This is a genomic window from Testudinibacter sp. P80/BLE/0925, assembly GCF_053570785.1.
Window position 1 is genome coordinate 2,456,822 of the sequence record NZ_CM131636.1, and the last position, 19,231, is coordinate 2,476,052.

The 19,231-nt window shown below is 47.9% G+C and carries 17 protein-coding genes; 7 read left to right on the forward strand and 10 right to left on the reverse strand.

Annotation, left to right across the window (positions count from 1 at the left end):
* Positions 1–187 precede the first annotated feature (187 nt).
* From ydiJ to hemH, 3 genes are read left to right on the forward strand one after another with little or no spacing between them, the layout of a single operon-like run.
* Positions 188–3,253 (forward strand): D-2-hydroxyglutarate dehydrogenase YdiJ, encoded by a 3,066-nt coding sequence (gene ydiJ, locus ACWA5Z_RS11900; protein WP_431052646.1) that lies wholly within the window; start codon positions 188–190, stop codon positions 3,251–3,253.
* An 11-nt stretch (positions 3,254–3,264) separates the two neighbouring features.
* On the forward strand, positions 3,265–3,693 hold the full coding sequence (locus ACWA5Z_RS11905; RefSeq protein WP_431052648.1) for a hotdog fold thioesterase: 429 nt from the start codon (positions 3,265–3,267) through the stop codon (positions 3,691–3,693).
* An 11-nt stretch (positions 3,694–3,704) separates the two neighbouring features.
* Positions 3,705–4,667, forward strand: coding sequence for a ferrochelatase (gene hemH / locus ACWA5Z_RS11910; protein WP_431054350.1), 963 nt, complete (start codon positions 3,705–3,707; stop codon positions 4,665–4,667).
* Between the two features lie 45 nt (positions 4,668–4,712).
* Here the strand turns inward: hemH and hldE are convergent, their stop codons facing one another.
* Positions 4,713–6,140 (reverse strand): bifunctional D-glycero-beta-D-manno-heptose-7-phosphate kinase/D-glycero-beta-D-manno-heptose 1-phosphate adenylyltransferase HldE, encoded by a 1,428-nt coding sequence (gene hldE / locus ACWA5Z_RS11915; RefSeq protein WP_431052650.1) that lies wholly within the window; start codon positions 6,138–6,140, stop codon positions 4,713–4,715.
* Positions 6,141–6,261: 121 nt separating this feature from the next.
* Here hldE and lpxL point away from each other — a divergent pair, with 121 nt between their 5' ends.
* A complete protein-coding gene (lpxL, locus tag ACWA5Z_RS11920) occupies positions 6,262–7,197 on the forward strand; it encodes an LpxL/LpxP family Kdo(2)-lipid IV(A) lauroyl/palmitoleoyl acyltransferase (RefSeq protein WP_431052652.1) in 936 nt (311 codons plus the stop codon).
* A 48-nt stretch (positions 7,198–7,245) separates the two neighbouring features.
* Here the strand turns inward: lpxL and ACWA5Z_RS11925 are convergent, their stop codons facing one another.
* The 3 genes from ACWA5Z_RS11925 to ACWA5Z_RS11935 all read right to left on the reverse strand — a co-directional run bounded on the left by ACWA5Z_RS11925 (position 7,246) and on the right by ACWA5Z_RS11935 (position 10,379).
* Positions 7,246–7,878 carry an MBL fold metallo-hydrolase gene (locus ACWA5Z_RS11925; protein ID WP_431052654.1) on the reverse strand — a complete coding sequence of 211 codons (633 nt, stop codon included), beginning with the start codon at positions 7,876–7,878 and terminating at the stop codon, positions 7,246–7,248.
* 13 nt (positions 7,879–7,891) lie between these two features.
* The gene (locus ACWA5Z_RS11930) at positions 7,892–8,452 is read right to left on the reverse strand and encodes a DUF882 domain-containing protein (protein ID WP_431052656.1); all 561 of its coding nucleotides are present in this window, start codon (positions 8,450–8,452) and stop codon (positions 7,892–7,894) included.
* 163 nt (positions 8,453–8,615) lie between these two features.
* Positions 8,616–10,379: a L,D-transpeptidase family protein gene (locus ACWA5Z_RS11935; protein WP_431052658.1), complete on the reverse strand. Its 1,764-nt coding sequence runs from the start codon at positions 10,377–10,379 to the stop codon at positions 8,616–8,618.
* 165 nt (positions 10,380–10,544) lie between these two features.
* On the opposite strand from ACWA5Z_RS11935, the gene xthA reads away from it, so the two are divergent.
* Positions 10,545–11,348, forward strand: a complete 804-nt coding sequence (gene xthA, locus ACWA5Z_RS11940; protein ID WP_431052660.1) for an exodeoxyribonuclease III — start codon at positions 10,545–10,547, stop codon at positions 11,346–11,348.
* Positions 11,349–11,357: 9 nt separating this feature from the next.
* Entirely contained in the window at positions 11,358–12,128 is a 771-nt protein-coding gene (locus tag ACWA5Z_RS11945) for a TIGR01619 family protein (RefSeq protein ID WP_431052662.1), read from the forward strand.
* Between the two features lie 46 nt (positions 12,129–12,174).
* On the opposite strand, the gene ACWA5Z_RS11950 is transcribed toward ACWA5Z_RS11945, so the two are convergent.
* Both ACWA5Z_RS11950 and pyk read right to left on the reverse strand, forming a co-directional pair.
* Positions 12,175–12,738: a DUF1287 domain-containing protein gene (locus tag ACWA5Z_RS11950; RefSeq protein ID WP_431052664.1), complete on the reverse strand. Its 564-nt coding sequence runs from the start codon at positions 12,736–12,738 to the stop codon at positions 12,175–12,177.
* 119 nt (positions 12,739–12,857) lie between these two features.
* Complete coding sequence (pyk, locus tag ACWA5Z_RS11955; protein ID WP_431052666.1) at positions 12,858–14,297, reverse strand: pyruvate kinase; 1,440 nt, start codon at positions 14,295–14,297, stop codon at positions 12,858–12,860.
* A 216-nt stretch (positions 14,298–14,513) separates the two neighbouring features.
* Here pyk and sixA point away from each other — a divergent pair, with 216 nt between their 5' ends.
* Entirely contained in the window at positions 14,514–14,981 is a 468-nt protein-coding gene (gene sixA, locus ACWA5Z_RS11960) for a phosphohistidine phosphatase SixA (RefSeq protein ID WP_431052668.1), read from the forward strand.
* An 84-nt stretch (positions 14,982–15,065) separates the two neighbouring features.
* On the opposite strand, the gene ACWA5Z_RS11965 is transcribed toward sixA, so the two are convergent.
* The 4 genes from ACWA5Z_RS11965 to ACWA5Z_RS11980 all read right to left on the reverse strand — a co-directional run bounded on the left by ACWA5Z_RS11965 (position 15,066) and on the right by ACWA5Z_RS11980 (position 19,081).
* Complete coding sequence (locus ACWA5Z_RS11965; RefSeq protein ID WP_431052670.1) at positions 15,066–15,860, reverse strand: ABC transporter ATP-binding protein; 795 nt, start codon at positions 15,858–15,860, stop codon at positions 15,066–15,068.
* A gap of 5 nt (positions 15,861–15,865) precedes the next feature.
* Positions 15,866–16,765 carry an ABC transporter permease gene (locus ACWA5Z_RS11970; RefSeq protein ID WP_431052672.1) on the reverse strand — a complete coding sequence of 300 codons (900 nt, stop codon included), beginning with the start codon at positions 16,763–16,765 and terminating at the stop codon, positions 15,866–15,868.
* A gap of 162 nt (positions 16,766–16,927) precedes the next feature.
* Positions 16,928–17,896, reverse strand: coding sequence for an ABC transporter substrate-binding protein (locus ACWA5Z_RS11975; protein ID WP_431052674.1), 969 nt, complete (start codon positions 17,894–17,896; stop codon positions 16,928–16,930).
* Between the two features lie 210 nt (positions 17,897–18,106).
* Positions 18,107–19,081 (reverse strand): ABC transporter substrate-binding protein, encoded by a 975-nt coding sequence (locus ACWA5Z_RS11980; protein ID WP_431054351.1) that lies wholly within the window; start codon positions 19,079–19,081, stop codon positions 18,107–18,109.
* Positions 19,082–19,231: the final 150 nt, after the last annotated feature.

The following is a 19,231-nucleotide window of genomic DNA, read 5'->3' on the forward strand; positions in this document are numbered from 1 at the left end:
TAGTTCAATTTTTAATCAAACCCATCGAAAAACAAACAATTATTGCGTTAAAATCATGGCATATACGGCAAAATGATTAATAAATTTTTCTGTTTTTTGCGCTATTTTTGCCCTTTTCTAAAACGTAACTATGCTAGACTATAATATAATTTACAGCCACTAAAAAAATTCCGGATTATTTTTTATCATGTTACCCCGTTTAGACTCACTCCCTCAATTAAACCCGACCGCACTTGACTATTTAAATGCGCTCAAACAACAACATTTTGAAGGCGATATTGAATCCTCTTATGCCGCACGCCTGAGTTTGGCAACGGATAACAGTGTCTATCAGCAATTGCCGCAGGCAATTCTGTTTCCGAAAAACATCGCGGATGTGGTGCGTTTAACCAAATTGGCGCAACGTGAAGCCTTTCTCTCGCTTACCTTCACCCCACGCGGCGGCGGCACTGGCACCAACGGGCAGGCATTAAACAACAATATCATTGTCGATCTATCACGCCATATGAATCAAATTTTGGAAATCAATGCGGAAGAACGCTGGGTGCGGGTGCAAGCCGGGGTGGTCAAAGATCAACTGAATGATTCTCTCAAACCGTTCGGGCTGTTTTTCTCGCCGGAGCTTTCCACCAGCAACCGCGCCACTCTCGGCGGCATGATTAGCACCGACGCGTCCGGGCAAGGTTCGCTGCAATACGGCAAAACCTCCGATCATGTGCTCGGCTTAAAATCCGTGCTGATTAACGGTGAAATTCTGCAAACCGACAGCCTCGACAGCGCCGATCTGGAACAAGGCAAAGTGCGGTTATCACCAACCGCATTGCATTTACATCAACAGGTTTACCAGCGCTGCAAACAAAACCGCAGCACGATTTTATCCGAATTGCCGCAGCTCAACCGTTTTCTGACCGGCTACGATCTGAAAAATGTATTTAATGCCGATTTAAGCCGTTTTAATTTAACGCGTATTCTCACCGGTTCGGAGGGCTCGCTTGCTTTTATTTGTGAGGCAACGCTGAATTTGTTGCCGATTCCCAAATACCGCACTTTGATTAATATTAAGTATAATTCGTTCGATGCGGCACTACGCAATGCGCCGCTGATGTTGCAAGCCAATGCGTTGTCGGTGGAAACCGTCGATTCGAAAGTGTTAAATCTCGCCAAGCAAGACATCGTTTGGCATTCGGTCAGCGATTTGCTGACGGAAGACCAAGCCAATCCGATTTTAGGTTTAAATCTGGTCGAGTTTGCCGGTCAGCAACAGCGGGCATTAGAACAGCGTGTGACCGCACTTTGCAAGCTGTTGGACGAACGTATCGCCAAACAACAAGACGGTATTATCGGCTATCAAATTTGTCATGATCTGCCGTCCATTTTGAAAATTTATGCGATGCGCAAAAAATCGGTCGGTTTGCTCGGCAACGCCAAAGGTGCGGCAAAACCGATTCCGTTTGTGGAAGACACCTGCGTGCCCCCTGAACATTTGGCGGATTATATTGCTGAATTCCGCACGTTGCTTGATCAACACGGTTTAGACTACGGTATGTTCGGACACGTTGATGCCGGTGTGTTGCACGTTCGTCCGGCATTGGATCTGTGCGATATAGAGCAAGTCAAGCTGTTCAAAACCATTTCCGATCAAGTGGTGGAACTGACCGCCAAATACGGCGGTTTAATTTGGGGCGAACACGGCAAAGGCATGCGCTCCGCTTACGGCGAACGTTTTTTCGGCGCCACCCTGTGGCAGGAACTGCGCTATATCAAGCAACTGTTTGATCCGCAAAACCGCCTCAATCCGGGCAAAATTTGTACGCCGTTGGAAACCGAGGCGGCACTGTATCCGATCACCTCGCCAATGCGTGCCGATTTTGACCGCCAAATTCCGGTGACATTGCGCGAAGACTACGCCGGTGCGATGAATTGTAACGGCAACGGCTTATGTTTTAATTTTGATGTACACAGCACCATGTGCCCTTCGATGAAAGTCAGCGCAGACCGCACTTTTTCCCCGAAAGGGCGCGCGGCATTGGTGCGGGAATGGCTGCGTTTGCTGAGCGAACAACACGTAACACCGGAACAGCTCGATTTCCGCCAAAATCAAGCAATCAAGCTGAGCGATTTAGTGGCAAAAGTGCGTAACAGTTGGCGCAAACAGCGCGGCGAATACGATTTTTCCCATGAAGTCAAAACTGCAATGGACACCTGTTTAGCTTGCAAAGCCTGTGCCAGCCAATGCCCGATTAAAATTGACGTACCGAGCTTTCGCGCACAATTCAACCATTTCTATCACAGCCGTTATTTGCGCCCATTGAAAGATTATGTGGTTTCCAATGTGGAATATGTCGCGCCGTTAATGGCAAAAGTCCCACGTTTTTTTAACTTTTTCAGCCAAGCGAAAATCAGCGGCTATCTGGCGGAAAAAACCCTCGGCATGGTCGATTTGCCGAGTTTGAGCAATCCGACCTTGCAACAACAATTAATCGAAATCGGCTATCAAGGCGGTTCGTTGGAACAGCTGGAAACCTTGTCGGCGGAAGCGAAAAGCAAGATGTTGTTGATTGTGCAAGATCCGTTCACCTCCTATTATGACGCCAAAGTGGTCGCCGATTTCGTTGTTTTAAGCCAAAAGTTGGGCTTCAAACCGCTTGTGTTACCGTTCAAACCGAACGGCAAAGCGCAACATATCAAAGGTTTTTTAACCCGTTTCGCTAAAACCGCGCGCCATCAAGCGGCATTTTTAAGCCGCTTGGCAAAATTGGAGATTCCGCTGGTCGGGGTTGATCCGGCAATTGTGCTGTCCTATCGCGAAGAGTATCCGCAAGTGCTGGGGCAAAAACTGGATTTTCAGGTGCTGACGGCGCACGAGTGGCTGTTGCAGCAAGTCGCTACGCCGGAATGGCAAAGTGCGGTTGCGCCAAACGAAAACCGCACTTGGTATCTGTTCCCACACTGCACCGAAGCCACCGCGCTGCCGAACAGCCCGAAACAGTGGCAAACCATTTTCGCCCGTTTCGGACAAGAACTGGTGAGCGAAACGGTCGGTTGTTGCGGCATGGCGGGCACATTCGGGCATGAAAGCCGGCACGTTGAGATGTCGAAAGCGATTTATCATCTGTCATGGCAACAGAAATTGAAGAAATACGATCCGCAATTCTGCTTGGCAACCGGCTATTCCTGCCGCAGCCAAGTGAAACGCATGGAACAGTGGCAACCGAAACACCCGGTGCAAGCGCTGCTTTCATTATTTAAGTAATAGGAAATAACATGATTTGGAACAAGCCGCTGACATTGCAACAACTTAACCAATTTTGCGACAATAGTGCCATCAGCCATTTGGGGATTCAATTTAGTGCCAAAGGCGATGATTGGCTGGAAGCACAACTGACGGTCGATGAGCGCAGCTGTCAGCCGATGGGCTATCTACACGGCGGCATTTCCGCCACCCTTGCCGAAACCGTCGGCTCACTTGCCGGATTTTGTTGTGTCAGCGATGAACATTTTGTGGTCGGCACCGAAATCAACGCCAGCCATTTGCGTCCGGTTAAAAAAGGCACAACCGTCACCGCGCGCGCCACCCCGGCCCGTTTAGGCAAAAGCACGCAAGTGTGGTTGATTAATCTGTATGACGAACAATTACAGCTCTGTTGCACGGCGCGCTTGACCTTAGCCGTGGTGAATAAACAAGGAAAATAATGAAGCAAAAAATAACGAATAAGAAAATCGGTGTTCTGCTAGTCAATCTCGGCACACCTAGCGCCCCCACCACCGGTGCGGTCAAGCGCTACCTGAAACAATTTCTGTCTGACCCGCGCGTGATCGATCTGCCGCGTTTACAGTGGTCGTTTATCTTGAATTGCTTGATTTTGCCGAAACGCTCACCGCGTGTCGCTAAGTTATACCAAAGTATTTGGACGGAACAAGGCTCGCCGCTGTTGGCAATCGGGCAACGCCAAGTGGCGAAACTGCAACAGCATTTTGCCGCACAAAATACCGAGATCGCAATTGAGCCGGCGATGACCTACGGCGAGCCGTCAATGCAAAGTGCGGTTGACAAACTGATTGCCCGGCAAGTGGCAAAAATTATCGTGTTGCCGCTTTATCCGCAATACAGTTCCACCACCACCGCCAGCGTGTTTGATGCCTTTGCCCACGCGCTGAAAGCACACCGCTTTATACCGCAAATCGAATTTATCCAGCATTATCACGATCACCCGAAATACATCAGCGCCCTTGCCGACAGTATTCGCCCGACCTTGCAAGCCGATGAAGTGCTGCTGTTTTCCTTTCACGGCATTCCGCAACGCTATCAAGACGAAGGCGATTATTACGCCGAGCATTGCCGCCAAACCGCACTTTTGGTGGCGCAAGCATTAGGTTTAAACGAAAACCAATGGCAACTGAGCTTTCAATCGCGTTTCGGCAAAGAGCCGTGGCTACAGCCTTACACCGATGAAACCGTGCAGCAACTGGCACAAGCACAAAAAAATGTTGCCGTGGTCTGCCCCGGTTTTGCGGTGGATTGCTTAGAAACCCTCGAAGAAATCGCCGAGGAAAACCGCGAGCTTTTTTTAGAAAACGGCGGCAAATCCTACCGTTATATTCCGGCATTGAATGATTCTGACCAACATATTGAATTGTTGGCGGAATTGATTAATGCCAAAAAATAAGGTGGGGTTTCCCCCACCGATTGAATGTCTTTGAGCGGTGAATCCTTAGCCCAGTTGCCGAATTTTTTCCACTACACTGCTGGTTGAGTAGCCATTTTCAAAATTCAGCACCCGCACTTCGCCGCCGTTTGCCCAGACTTCTTGGCTACCGGCGATCTCTTCCGCTTTATAATCCCCGCCTTTCACCAGTAAATCCGGCAATATTTCGCCGATTAAACGCTGCGGCGTATCTTCGCGAAATTCCACCACCCAATCGACGGCAGACAAACCGGCAAGCACCGCCATTCTCGCCTCAAGCGGATTAATCGGACGGCTTTCGCCTTTTAAGCGTTTCACCGACTCATCGGAATTCACCGCGACAATCAAGCGATCCCCCAGTTTACGTGCATTTTCCAAATAAGACACATGCCCCGGATGCAGGATATCAAAGCAACCGTTGGTCATCACGATTTTCTCGCCGCGCGCTTTGGCACTGGCAACCACCTCTTTCAAACGCGCTTCGTGCATAATCCCGAAGCCGATTTCATCACGGTGATGAATCGCATTTTCCAGCTCGACGGGGCTGACTGTGGACGTGCCTAATTTCCCGACCACAATACCTGCCGCAACATTGGCAAGATAACACGCCTCTTCCATACTGCGCCCGTCGGCAATCGCGGTCGCCAACACGCTGATTACCGTGTCGCCGGCACCGGTCACATCAAATACTTCCTTGGCTTCGGTGGGTAAATGATAAGGTTCGGCATTCGGACGTAATAAAGTCATGCCTTTTTCCGAACGGGTCACCAATAACGCCGCCAAGTCGTAATCGGCAATCAACTTCAACCCTTTTTCCACAATACTCTGATCGTCGGCGCAATGCCCCGCCACCGCTTCAAATTCCGATAAATTCGGCGTCAGCAAGGTTGCGCCGCGGTAACGCTCGAAATCCGTGCCTTTCGGATCAATCAACACCGGCACCTTTGCCGCGCGCGCAATTTGGATCATTTGTTGTACATCATTTAATGTGCCCTTGCCGTAGTCCGATAGAACCAATGCGCCGTAATCAGCAACCGTACTTTGCAATTTCCGCACTAAAACCGCACTTTGCACATCATGAAAGTTTTCCTCAAAATCGAGACGTAACAGCTGCTGATGACGGGATAAAATCCGCAATTTAGTAATGGTCGGATGGGTGTCCAACGCGGCGAAATCGCAATCAATCCCTTGTCGACGCAACATTTTTTCCAATGCCGCACCGGCTTCATCTTGTCCGATAAAGCCCAATAAGTTCACCGGCACATTTAAACCGGCGATATTCATCGCCACGTTCGCCGCACCGCCGGCACGTTCTTCATTATTTTGTACCCGCACCACCGGCACCGGCGCTTCCGGCGAAATGCGATTGGTTGCGCCAAACCAGTAGCGATCCAGCATTACATCGCCCAGTACCAACACATTAGCCCGTTTGAATTGCGTTGAATATTGTGTCATAACCTACTCCTGAGAAAATTTTCCTGATTCTATCATAAAAATGTTTATTTATTTGTTTTTCCGTTAAACTATAGCGGCGATAACTCGCATGGCAATGAGATTAAAACGCAGGAAAGGTTGAATGGCACAAGAGCAGCTCCCACAGTTTAAACGCGAATTTTTACACCCTAAATATTGGTTCTTTTGGATCGGTTTGGGCCTTTTTCGTCTGATCTTATTACTGCCTTATCCGCTATTATTGCAGATCGGCACCTCGCTCGGCTGGTTATTTTCTAAATTAGGCGTTGGAAAAAAGCGCGCGGCAATTGCCCGCCGCAATCTGGAACTCTGCTTTCCGCAAAAAACCGTACAAGAGCGCGAAGCGATTTTAGAACAAAACTTACGTTCGGTCGGCATGGGGATTATCGAAACCGGCATGGCATGGTTTTGGCCGGACAAGCGAATAAAAAAGTGGTGTTCAATCAGCGGCATTGAGCATTTAACCCGGGATAACAAGCATGGCGTTATTTTAGTCGGTATCCACTTTCTGACTTTAGAACTGGGCGCGCGGGTGATTGGCTTATCTCACCCCGGTGTCGGGGTTTATCGCCCTAACGATAATCCGGCTTTTGACTGGCTGCAATACCACGGGCGGCTGCGCTCAAATAAAGCCCTTCTGGATCGTAAGGATCTGCGCGGCATGATTCGTGCATTAAAACAAGGCGATACGATTTGGTATGCGCCGGATCATGATTACGGACGCAAAAATGCGGTATTCGTTCCCTTTTTTGCGGTAGCGGACGCCGCCACGACCACCGGTTCCTACTACTTACTGAAATCTTCGCCGCAAGCCAAAATCGTCCCTTTTGCCCCGCTGAGAAAACGTGACGGTTCGGGCTATCATGTCTCGATTTCCGAACCTTTTGTTTTCCCTGCCGTTCCGGATAAAACCGAAATTGCGGTTTTAATGAATAAATTGGTGGAAAAAGAGATTTTGAAAGGGGTTGAGCAATATATGTGGTTACACCGCCGTTTTAAAACCCGCCCGAATGAAGATGATCCGTCATTGTATTCATAACAAAAAATAAAACTCGCACTTGGCGAGTTTTATTTTTTGGAAACGAATTTAGCGGGTTAAAAACGGATTACTCTGTTTTTCCAAACCGATTTTGGTTGCCGGACCATGCCCGGCGACAATGATCATCTCGTCATTTAATGGAAATAATTTTTCTTGGATTGAGGTCAATAACTGTTGATGATCACCGCGCGGAAAATCGGTACGCCCGATACTGTTGTTAAACAACACATCGCCGGTAAATCCAATATTCTTCTGATGTTCGATAAAACCGATATGCCCCGGGGTGTGCCCCGGCAAATGCAGCACTTCAAATTGCAGATCGCCGACCGTCACAATCTGCCCGGCTTGATTTAACCAGTGATCGGGATAAAACACATCGACTTCGAATAAACCGAAACGGCGTGATTGCTCAGGCAAAGAATCAAATAAAAAGGTATCGTCAAAGTGCGGTCCGACAATTTCAACTTGAAAATGTTGCTTTAATTTTGCCGCCGCACCGACATGATCCAAATGCCCGTGGGTCAACAGAATTTTTTGCAGCCGAAGCGCGTTTTCTTCGATAAAACGAATCAACTTATCGGCTTCGCCACCCGGATCGATAATCGCGGCATTTTTCTGTTCGTCCCAAATAATCGAACAGTTTTGCTGAAAGGCTGTAACGGGAATAATTTCGACGTTCATGCGAATACTTGTATCAACTCCCGCGCCAAGTGCGGTTCGGGCCAACATCAATATGCACAAAATTACTGCGCGGATAATAACCGACTCCGCCATTATTCAGGCGGGTCGCCGCTTTGCGCACATTTGCCAAAGATACGCCGTCGATACGGAAGTCAATCGCTTCCCCCCGCATATGGTAGCTGTTTTTTGCCACCCCGCGGCTGCGCGCGCTCATGGCGGCATTAGTCGCCGGCGCACGATAACCGCAGATGATTTGGATTTCGGTATTACGCAAACCTAAATTACCTTGAATTTGGTACAGTTTACTGAACAGTCGGGGATCAATACGGTGGACTTTTTGACTGCGGCGATCTCTGAGCAGATGATTCAATTTTTTTAAATCGGTGGTGTTGCTGATTTTGCCGTTTGTTAAGGCTGAAGTAAGTCGTTCTCCGGTATTGATATTTCTAAAAGTCATCACCCTTGGCTTAGGGGTGGAAACGGCTGCCAGCAACTCGGTCGGCAACAGTGTGCCGCCCAGTACAATGCCGCCCAAGGCTAACCACTTACGGCGCGAGTTATTGATTTCGGTCATAGTCTTTGAATGAGTAATAAAATAGTGGATTAAATGTGTTTATTCGACGCTAAAAAACCAAACAAGTTCATTTTCTAGCAAATTTTGCCTAGAAAAACATAAAAAAAGCTATTAATCAATAGCTTTTTTATAATTTTGCGATATATGCTGCAATTTTGGTGTTTTAATTCAGTAATTGCTTCACATTTCTCCAATTCACATTGGTTTTTGCCAATTTGCGATCATGACCATAAATATCCGGCGCGGTTTGCACTTTGCCGTTATCGACCCATGCGGTCACATAATACAAATAGACATCATCGCGCTTGCTCAGATTAGCCGATGTGTTTTTTTTGCTGGCAAGCACCTGCCGTTGACGTTCGTTGCTCCAGCCGTTTTCCTGCAACAATAAAGTCGCCAGTTCATCCGATTTATGCACCCGCACACAACCTGAGCTTAAGGCACGATCATTACGCCCGAATAAGCCTCTGGACGGGGTATCGTGCAAATAAATCGCGTCGCTACTCGGCATATTGAATTTGTAGTTACCTAAGGCACTGTCGCCACCCGGGGCTTGACGCAATCGGTACGGAAAGTTTTTCGCCGTCATATTTTCCCAGTCAATGGTGTAAGGATCGATCGTACGTCCTTTGCCATCAATAATGGTGTAGCCCTTGCGGTAGATATAGCTCGGATCTTGGCGCACTTTCGGGATAATGTCTTGGTTAATATTGCGCACCGGCGCGTTCCATGGCGGATTGACCACCACGTTACTCAAACGGCTTGACATCACCGGCGTCGGGCGGTCTTTTTTACCGACAATCACTTTAGAATCCAACACCAATTTGCCGTCACGATAATAATGCAGCTTATAGGTCGGGATATTGACGAAAATGCCGTTGGTTTCGTTTGGCAATACGCTTAAACGCTGCGCGTTAATCGATAATTTATACAGATTACTGGTTAAATTTTGATTTAACAGATTGCGCGTACCGGCACCGACAATGCCGTCGGCCGTTAAACCGTTTTGGGCTTGAAATTGTTTCACCGCCGCCAACAATTCATCATCATAAATACTGCCGTTATGTGTTGCAGGTAAAAAGCCTTTGCCTTTCAAAATGGTCGCCAAATTTTTTACATCCGCTGATTGCATGCCCGGCTTTAACGTTTCGCTCACACTGACCGAACTGGCGATACTGTCAGGCAAAGAGCGCAAGACTGTTTCAACGGTTTGCTTATAACGCTTGTTATTTGACGCCAATTTTTGTACGAATGCCGCCGTTTGCCCGTCGCCGATCGCTTGTTTCCAAGCGGCAATTTTGCTTTCGCTTGGCAAAGTTGCTTTATAACCACTGTTGCCATACAGCCATTTGGCTGAGGATCTTTTCAAATTTTCTTGATAATACAAATAGTTCAGGAAAGCGTCACTCAACAAAATATCGCGCACCATGCCATCATCGCTACGGCTGATTTCCGCTAAGGTATCGGCTGCCGTGTGGGAAACCCCGCTTAGCACCCACACCACATACTGTTGTAAAAATGATTTTTCCGCCGCTTTATCCGTCCAAATCGGCGCAAATTGGTGATCCGCATACAAATCGGCAAGTGCGGATTCAAATTGGACTTCAGTTCCGTTCAACAACTGCTGTAGTTTTTCCTGTGCCGCTTGTTTTGCCGCTAATGCCGCGGCTATTTCTACCGCACTTTGGCTGTTTTCGGCCTCTTGCTGTATTGCGACATCAACCGCTTGCAGCGCTTCTTCCCCGACTTGCTGCACCTGAGCAGCCGCTTGTTGCACCTCATTATTAACAGGCGCTATGATTTGCTGCGCTTGGGCTTGGGCTTCATCCGATGCCGCACTCTGTTCCGCCACTGCGGAAGTCGCGCAAAGCAGTCCACCGATAATCGACAAGCGTAATACTTTGGACATTCCATTGTTATTGAACATCTTTTAACCTTTTAATAGAAAAAAATTGGCGTTATTTTAACAAAAATAGAGAAAGGATTAAATAAAAATTTACCCAATAAAAAACAGAGGGGCCGCACAGACAGATTTCGCAAACTCTGCTAAAATCCGTCTTTCGGAGAATAAAGAAAAATAAACAGGCTAATCATGAAATTTGTATCATTTAATATTAACGGACTCAGAGCAAGACCGCTGCAATTGGAAGCGATTGTCGCCAAACATCAGCCCGATGTGATCGGACTGCAGGAAATCAAGGTTGCGGATGAAGATTTTCCTTATCATTTGGTGGAAAATTTAGGCTATCATGTGTTTCACCATGGGCAGAAAGGCCATTACGGCGTTGCATTGCTGTGCAAACAGCAACCGTTAGCGGTGCGGCGCGGCTTTCCCGACGATACCCCGGACGCGCAAAAGCGGATTATTATGGCGGATCTGGCAATGGAGAATGGCACGGTAACAGTGATCAACGGCTATTTTCCGCAAGGCGAAAGCCGCAGCCATGAAACCAAATTTCCGGCAAAAGAAAAATTTTATGCCGATTTGCAAACCTATTTGGAAAGCCACTTGCCTGCCGAAAATCAGGTCATCATTATGGGCGATATGAACATCAGCCCGACGGACTTAGACATTGGTATCGGCGAAGAGAATCGCAAACGTTGGCTGCGCACCGGCAAATGCTCGTTTCTGCCGGAAGAGAGAGAATGGTTGCAACGCTTATTGGATTTCGGCGTGGTTGATACGTTCCGCCATTTAAACCCGAGCGCCGACGATCGTTTCTCTTGGTTTGATTATCGTTCCAAAGGATTTGACGACAACCGTGGCTTGCGCATTGATTTGATTCTGGCAAATACCGCACTTGCACAGCGTTGTATCGAAACCGGAATTGATTTGGAGATCAGAGCGATGGAGAAACCGTCGGATCATGCGCCGGTGTGGGCTTCATTTAAATAAGGCGGAATTATGGTAGCAAAAAACAATTGGCAAACCTACCGTACCGCCCTGAAAGACAAAGAGGCGGTTATTACGGTGAATTTGGCAATCGCCGAACAACTGGACGAAAATGCACATTCGTATGTCGTACATTTTTCCCTTCCTTTATCGTTGGGCAGCGATCAAAGCATTACTACGGCACAGCACTATTTGGATCAATTTTCACAAACCTTACTGCCGCTAATGGCGCTGAATGACAGTTTGTTTGCCGGTTATATTGTTGCCGATGGTCAAATCACCCTGTATTTTTACACTAAAGATACCGAGGCATTCACTCGGTCACTGCAACAACTGGATTTCATTCGCAGTAACGGGATTGTTCCGATCAGTCAGGCTGATCCGAATTGTGATTTATATTACGATTTCCTGCTGCCTTCTCCGCTGGAAATGAAGTTGAATGCCACAGCCGATACCCTGACCTTGTTGCAGCAAGAAGGCGAAGATCTGTCAAAACCGCGTCAAATCACACATAAATTCCAGTTTGAACGTGAAGAGATGATGGAGGAATTTATTGATTATTTCTCCCAACAACTTTCTTTTGATATTAAATACACCGAAACGCCGGTGCAATATGACGGAGAAAGCGTTTATCTGGTCAACTTGGAACAAGAGGCCAGCTTGGATGATGAGTCTATTTTCAGTTTAGTGGAGGAGTTTGAACGACAAGCGGCAGAATACGACGGCGAATATAACGGCTGGGAATGCCAGATGTTAAGCAGCAGCGAGAAAGCCGTGCATTAACGCTTAATCGGGTCTGCCATAGACCCATTTTATTCCGTGCTTAAGCTTAATAGCGATAATGTCCGACCATTTTGTATTTAAACAAAATATCTTCTTCCTGTGTGCCGCGCCCGATATTGTGAATAATTAACGGAATGCCGCCAGCGCTTTTTTTATCCGAGACGATTCCGATATGCGGTGCGTTATTGTCTAAACGCCAAGTCACAATATCCCCGGCTTGAAAATCAGCCACATCGGTTAACGACCGCAGGTTGGCATGACGTTTAAAATAAACCTCCAAATTAGGCACTCGGCGGTGATCGATATTACGATCAATCGTTTTTAAACCCCAATTTTTCGGATATTGTTCCCATGCCTTCTTCATATCTTCATGCACTAAGCGCTGCAAATCTTTATCCTGCCGACGTAAAGCGCGGATCACCACATCGCTGCAAACCCCTTTCGACGGTTCGATATCCCCCATCGGATAAGCCAATTTGCGATAGGCGGAATCATAGGTCAAGGTGACGCCGATCTGACTGCGGGCATCACGCACCAGTTGTTGCCCGTCTAACGCAGCATAAACGCTCGGAAGCCATAAAAGTGCGGTCAAAAACCATAAATAGCGCATTGTTATCTCCCAAATGAATCGTTTCTCTACATAAAAAGGTGGATAAAAAAGATCAAGAAAAAACCTCTCGCTTCGTCATGAAGATCGAGAGGTTTTCATTCTTAATCAGCGGTTGCCAATTATTCAACCACTAAAGTACGGCAAGTGTTAGTGCCGCCTTCGGCAAGTTCATCGCCTTGGGTCAACAACACTAAATCGCCGGAAACCAAATAACCTTTGTCTTTCAGCAATTCAATCGCGTTTTTCGCACCTTCAACGGTACGGCTGGCTTCTTCACAGTAAACCGGCGTTACCCCGCGATACAGTGCCGCCAAGTTCAATGCATGTTGATTACGCGATAAGGCGAAAATCGGCAAACCGGAACTGACGCGTGACATCAAAAGTGCGGTACGGCCGGAGCTGGTCATCGCAATAATGGCGCTTACGCCTTTTAAGTGGTTGGCCGCGTACATCGCCGACATCGCAACGGATTCTTCAATGCTGCTGAATACCGCGTCCATACGGTGGCGGGACACATTAATGCTTGGCATTTTTTCTGCGCCCAAGCAAACTTTCGCCATTGAAGCAACGGTCTCCGCCGGGTATTGACCCGCCGCCGTTTCCGCTGACAACATCACCGCATCGGTGCCGTCCAACACCGCATTCGCCACATCCATCACTTCCGCACGGGTTGGCATAGGATTGCTGATCATCGATTCCATCATTTGGGTTGCGGTGATCACCACACGGTTCAAGCGGCGTGAACGACGGATCAGTTTCTTCTGAACACCAACCAATTCCGGATCGCCGATTTCCACCCCTAAGTCGCCACGCGCCACCATGATCACATCGGAGGCTAAGATCACATCGTCCATCGCTTCATCGGTCGCAACCGCTTCGGCACGTTCCACTTTGGCGACGATTTTGGCATTCAAACCCGCTTCTTGTGCCAGTTGGCGCGCATAATGCAGATCCGCACCGTTGCGTGGGAAAGAAACCGCCAAATAATCCACGCCGATTTTCGCCGCTGTAATAATGTCGGCTTTATCTTTCGGGGTTAACGCATCGGCAGACAAACCGCCGCCCAATTTGTTGATCCCTTTGTTGTTCGATAACGGACCGCCGACAGTCACTTCGGTAAACACTTTGTTACCTTCGGTCGATAACACTTTCAATTGCACCCGGCCATCGTCCAGCAACAGAATGTCGCCCGGCACCACGTCTTTCGGTAATTCTTTATAATCCAAACCAACGCCGTCTTGGTTGCCTTCGCCTTTAGGCAAGTCTGCATCCAAGACGAATTTATCACCGATGTTCAGGAAAATTTTGCCGTCTTTAAAGGTCGAAACACGAATTTTAGGCCCCTGCAAATCACCTAAAATCGCCACTTGTTTACCCAATTTTTTCGCGATTTCGCGTACTTTATTCGCACGGCCGATATGATCGTCAGGCGTACCATGGGAGAAGTTCATACGAACCACATTCGCACCTGCCGCAATAATTTTCTCTAAGTTGTTATCACGGTCAGTTGCCGGACCCATTGTACAAACAATTTTCGTTCTTCTCAGTCTTCTTGACATGAACATACCTCTAAAGTATTGGTGATAGGATGAATAGATGACAGTGGGTGACATCGAATTGAAAATAAAATGACACCGACCGTAAAATTGGCTGTATTATACGCTCAAATTAAATGTAGATCGAGATCACAAACTGGAAATTTTTGTTTTGTTTGCCATTACAAACGGTTATCTTATAGGGCAAGGAACGTAATCACATCACAGGATAGAGGTTATATGCGAATTTTTATTATGCGTCACGGAGAAGCCGAGCTGGTTGCACGCAACGATACGCAGCGCAATTTGACCGCGCACGGTATTAAACAAGCGAAACAGCAAGGTGTCTGGCTGAGTGAAGCGGCAAGTCAGATTGAAAAAGTCATGGTCAGCCCGTATAACCGTGCCCAGCAAACTTATCAGGCTTTAGCCGACACGACACAAACCGCACTTCCCAATGAAATCGAAACCTGGGACGCCATCACCCCTTATGGCAACAGCCATATTGTCGTGGATTATCTGACCACTTTATGGCAAGACGGCGTAGCCAGCGTTTTATTGGTTTCTCATTTACCCTTCGTTGAGGATCTGGTCACCGCACTTTGCGGCTCGGCGCAACAAATCGGCTTCAGCACCGGCACCCTCGTCGAAATCGAATGGCAAGGCAAAGACGGCGAATTCATTTGCAGTAGCCGACCGGAAGTTTAAGTAAAACGCAATTTCCTTATAATACAAAACCGCACTTTGCTTTCATGATAAACAAAGTGCGGTTAGACTGCGCATTAGCGTGGGTTAACCCAGCAGCAAGCTGTCATCGGTAATTTCTTCACCGCGGGTTTTCTCAAACAGTTGTAGCAAATCTGGCACATCCATTTTATCGCGGATTTCGCCTTTCACATCCAACACCACTTGCCCTTGGTGCAACATCACCGTGCGTTCGCCGTGATCAAGCGCTTGGCGCATTGAGTGAGTCACCATCATCACTGTCAGCTTATTTTCTTTAACAATGCGATCAGTCAACTCCATCACAAAAGCGGCGGTTTTCGGATCAAGGGCGGCGGTGTGTTCGTCTAATAACAGAATATTCGACGGCTGTAACGACGCCATTAATAAGCTGACCGCCTGCCGTTGCCCGCCGGAAAGCAACCCCATGCGGTCGGTCAGGCGATCTTCCAGACCGAGCTTTAACATCGATAGCTTTTCCCGGAACAGATCGCGCGCGGCTTTATTGGTGAAAAACGATAAACCGCGTTTTCTGCCGCGGTTATAAGCCAACGCCATATTTTCCTCAATCGTCAGTCCTTCGCAGGTGCCGAGCATCGGATCTTGGAACACGCGTGCCACCGACGCCGCACGCTGCCATGTGCCTTTACGGGTTACGTCTTTACCATTCAGATAAATTTTACCCGAATCAACCAAGTAATCGCCGCAAATTGCATTTAATAGGGTCGATTTACCTGCGCCGTTACTGCCGATAACGGTCACAAACTCCCCTTCGCCAATATCCAACGACAGCCCGCGCAGCACCGGATTTTCAATCGGAGTGCCACGGTTGAAGGTTATTTTTAAATCATCTAATTTCATCATAAGCGTTACGACTTCTTGGCTAAAAATTTACTTTTCATCTGCGGTGCAATCAACACCAACACCACTAAAATCGCAGTCACCAAATTCAGATCCTGCGCACCGAAACCGATTTCACGCAAGGTATCGCTGCTGAGCGCCACCGCGATAAAGAAACGGTATAAAATCGAACCGACCACCACGGCAAGCGTGATCACCAGAATACGTTTCGATGGAATCAAGGTCTCGCCGATAATCACCGCCGCCAAGCCGATCACAATCGTGCCCACGCCGATCGACATATCCGCCCCGCCTTGGGTTTGCACATACAGCGAACCGCCGAGCGCAATCAAGGCGTTGGAAATCGCCATGCCTAAGAAAATCATTTTCCCGGTCGGAATGCCTTGCGCTTTTGCCATGCGTAAATTCGCCCCGGTCGCGCGCACCGCCAAACCGATCTCGGTGTTGAAAAACCAATCCAGTGCCAATTTCGCCACAATCACAAAACCAAGCACAAACAACGGCTGAATATACAGTTGGTTACTGGCATCTTCATTGATAAACGGCGCATAAATCGTCGGCTCGTTCAAGAGGGATAAATTCGGCGAGCCCATCACGCGTAAATTCACCGAATAGAGCGCGATCATCACCAAAATACTGGCGAGCAGTTGTAAGATTTTGAGCGAAACGTGTAACCATGCGGTCACCAAACCGGCAGCCGCGCCGGCAAGGGCGGCGGCAAAAGTGGCAATCCAAGGGTCGACGCCATTGACGATACACACCGCACACACCGCGCCCCCCAAGGGAAAACTGCCGTCGGCAGTCAAATCCGGAAAGTCTAAAATACGAAAGGAAATCAGTACGCCCAACGCAACTAAGGCATAGATCAACCCGATCTCTAAAGCACCTAAAAATAATACCGAAGTCATAATCATCAATCTTTAATCAGAAAACCGCACTTTGCCTCAGGTTGAAGAAAAGTGCGGTATAAATATAATCAACATTAAATGTCTTGTTATACTATCACAGTGATACAGGTTAGCCTTGTATCATTTTTATCAACCGCGATAGTTCGCTTAAAAAGCAATCAACTATTCGCTAATCACCTCTTTCGCCGAGTCAATCAAGGATTGCGGCACCGTTACCCCAAAGGCTTTGGCGGATTTCAAATTCAGGTGTAAATCCAATTTATCCATGGTTTTCACCGGGATATCACCTGCCTTTTCACCGTCAAGAATTCTTGACATCATTTTGCCGGTTTCTTCGCCCAAGATATAATAGTTGTTGGATAATGCCGCAATTGCGCCGCGCGCAACGGTGCTGGTATCGGAAGCGATCAACGGAATGCCTGAATCCAACGCCGCTTTATACAGCGCTTCATAAGCGGACACCACATTATTGTCGGTTGAGGTATAAATCACATCAACTTTGCCTTTTAAACTGCGCGCGGCAGTGCCGATGTCGGTGGTGCGCGGTGCGGGGGCTTCCACCACCTCAAATCCGTTCGCTTTGCCCGCTTCTTGCAACTGCTTCAACACCACCACCGAATTGACTTCGCCGGTACTATAGACATAGCCGATTTTTTTCAAATTCGGGATTAACTGTTTAATTAAATCAATTTGCGGCTGAATCAACAATGTATCCGAAGCCCCGGTGACATTGGTGCCGGACGCGTCCCAATCCTTCACCAACTTCGCCGCCACCGGATCAGAAATCGCAGAAAACACCACCGGAATATGACGCGTCGCCGCCACCACCGATTGCGCGCTCGGCGTACCGATTGCCAAAATCACATCCGGTTTGTCGCCTACGAATTTACGTGCAATTTGCGCCGCGGTTGCCGTGTTGCCCTGCGCGCTTTGGAAATCCACTTTCAAATTTTTGCCTTGTTCATAACCGGCTTTTTTCAGTTCCGCCAACGCCCCTTCCCGCACCGCGTCCAACGCCGGATGTTCCACAATTGCGGTGATCGCTACATTTTTGACCTCGTTCGCCACAGCGCCGCCACTGATCAATACCGCACTTAATGCCGCCCATAACATTGTTTTTACTGTTTTCATTCTTCACTCCTGTCAGACAAAATTATCTTACGGCTAAAGATAATCAAAATCCGTAATAAAATCAATACAACCGTAATAGAAATTATCCACCCTGAAGCATTAATGCCAATTTGCTCACAAATCAGGAAAAATAAGAAAGCATAGAATGTAAAAAACCGCACTTTGCGTTAATTGAACACAAAGTGCGGTTGAAATGAAAATCAAAAAATATTACGGATTAATCACGCGCGTGGCTTTCTCCAATAATGCTTGCGGCAGTTCAACGCCCTGCGATTTTGCCGCCTGCGGATTTAAATACAAATCCTGATCGGGCATGCGGATGGTTTCCAGTTCAGACACTTTCGCGCCACGCAAGACTTGCGCCGCCATTTTGCCGGTTTCGACCCCGATATGATATTGATTTGTCGCCAACGCTGCGATTGCGCCGCGCTCCACCGAACCAAAATCCGCTGCGATTAACGGGATCTTATTTTCCACCGCTACTTTGTATAACGCATCATACGCCGATACTACATTATTATCGGTCGAGGTATAAATCACCTGCACTTTGCCGATTAAGCTGCGCGCGGCGGTGCTGATGTCCACCGTGCGCTGCGCCGGGACTGCCAATACGCTGAGCCCTTGTTTCTCCGCTGCGACTTTCAGCATATCCAACACCGCCACCGAATTGGCTTCACCCGGGCTATACACATAACCGATTGACTTCACGTTCGGCACTAACGTTTGAATCAACTCAACTTGCGGCTCTAATGGAATTTGATCGGAAACACCGGCAACATTACCGGTATTTTTGCCCCACTGCTTCACCAATTTCGCCGCAATCGGATCGGTAATCGCACTAAAAATCACCGGAATTTGACGGGTTGCCGCCGCTACCGGCTGCGCACTCGGCGTGGTAATCGGAATAATCACCGCCGGTTTATCGCCGACAAATTTACGCGCAATCTGCCCGGCGGTCGCCGAACTGCCTTGCGCATTTTGGTAATCAATTTTAATCGTTTTGCCATCGACAAAGCCTTCATTTGCCAATTGGTCGATGATCCCCTTGCGAATTTCATCCAATGCCGGATGTTCGACAATCGCCGTGATTGCCACTCTTTGTTGAACACTTTTTTCAGCGTGTGCGGCGCTAAAAAACAGTAAACCGCCAAGTGCGGTTGCGAGTAAGGTTTTGCCTAATTTCATCATTCAATCCTTTTGTCGATTTGTATTGTTGTACTAGTTTGCTAGTATAGTGATTTTGAAATGAAATTCAACGCCTTCTTGCTTTTTTATTCGAAAATGTGATCACCGTTTCAGTTGCACAAAAAATAGCAACAGGATAAAATCGCCGTC

Bases quoted from the DNA above. Each gene is read 5' to 3' on its own strand.
- ydiJ (WP_431052646.1), top strand. From the start codon at position 188: ATGTTACCCCGTTTAGACTCACTCCCTCAATTAAACCCGACCGCACTT.
- ACWA5Z_RS11905 (WP_431052648.1), top strand. From the start codon at position 3,265: ATGATTTGGAACAAGCCGCTGACATTGCAACAACTTAACCAATTTTGC.
- hldE (WP_431052650.1), bottom strand. From the start codon at position 6,140: ATGACACAATATTCAACGCAATTCAAACGGGCTAATGTGTTGGTACTG.
- lpxL (WP_431052652.1), top strand. From the start codon at position 6,262: ATGGCACAAGAGCAGCTCCCACAGTTTAAACGCGAATTTTTACACCCT.
- ACWA5Z_RS11925 (WP_431052654.1), bottom strand. From the start codon at position 7,878: ATGAACGTCGAAATTATTCCCGTTACAGCCTTTCAGCAAAACTGTTCG.
- ACWA5Z_RS11930 (WP_431052656.1), bottom strand. From the start codon at position 8,452: ATGACCGAAATCAATAACTCGCGCCGTAAGTGGTTAGCCTTGGGCGGC.
- ACWA5Z_RS11935 (WP_431052658.1), bottom strand. From the start codon at position 10,379: ATGTTCAATAACAATGGAATGTCCAAAGTATTACGCTTGTCGATTATC.
- xthA (WP_431052660.1), top strand. From the start codon at position 10,545: ATGAAATTTGTATCATTTAATATTAACGGACTCAGAGCAAGACCGCTG.
- ACWA5Z_RS11945 (WP_431052662.1), top strand. From the start codon at position 11,358: ATGGTAGCAAAAAACAATTGGCAAACCTACCGTACCGCCCTGAAAGAC.
- ACWA5Z_RS11950 (WP_431052664.1), bottom strand. From the start codon at position 12,738: ATGCGCTATTTATGGTTTTTGACCGCACTTTTATGGCTTCCGAGCGTT.
- pyk (WP_431052666.1), bottom strand. From the start codon at position 14,297: ATGTCAAGAAGACTGAGAAGAACGAAAATTGTTTGTACAATGGGTCCG.
- sixA (WP_431052668.1), top strand. From the start codon at position 14,514: ATGCGAATTTTTATTATGCGTCACGGAGAAGCCGAGCTGGTTGCACGC.
- ACWA5Z_RS11965 (WP_431052670.1), bottom strand. From the start codon at position 15,860: ATGATGAAATTAGATGATTTAAAAATAACCTTCAACCGTGGCACTCCG.
- ACWA5Z_RS11970 (WP_431052672.1), bottom strand. From the start codon at position 16,765: ATGACTTCGGTATTATTTTTAGGTGCTTTAGAGATCGGGTTGATCTAT.
- ACWA5Z_RS11975 (WP_431052674.1), bottom strand. From the start codon at position 17,896: ATGAAAACAGTAAAAACAATGTTATGGGCGGCATTAAGTGCGGTATTG.
- ACWA5Z_RS11980 (WP_431054351.1), bottom strand. From the start codon at position 19,081: ATGAAATTAGGCAAAACCTTACTCGCAACCGCACTTGGCGGTTTACTG.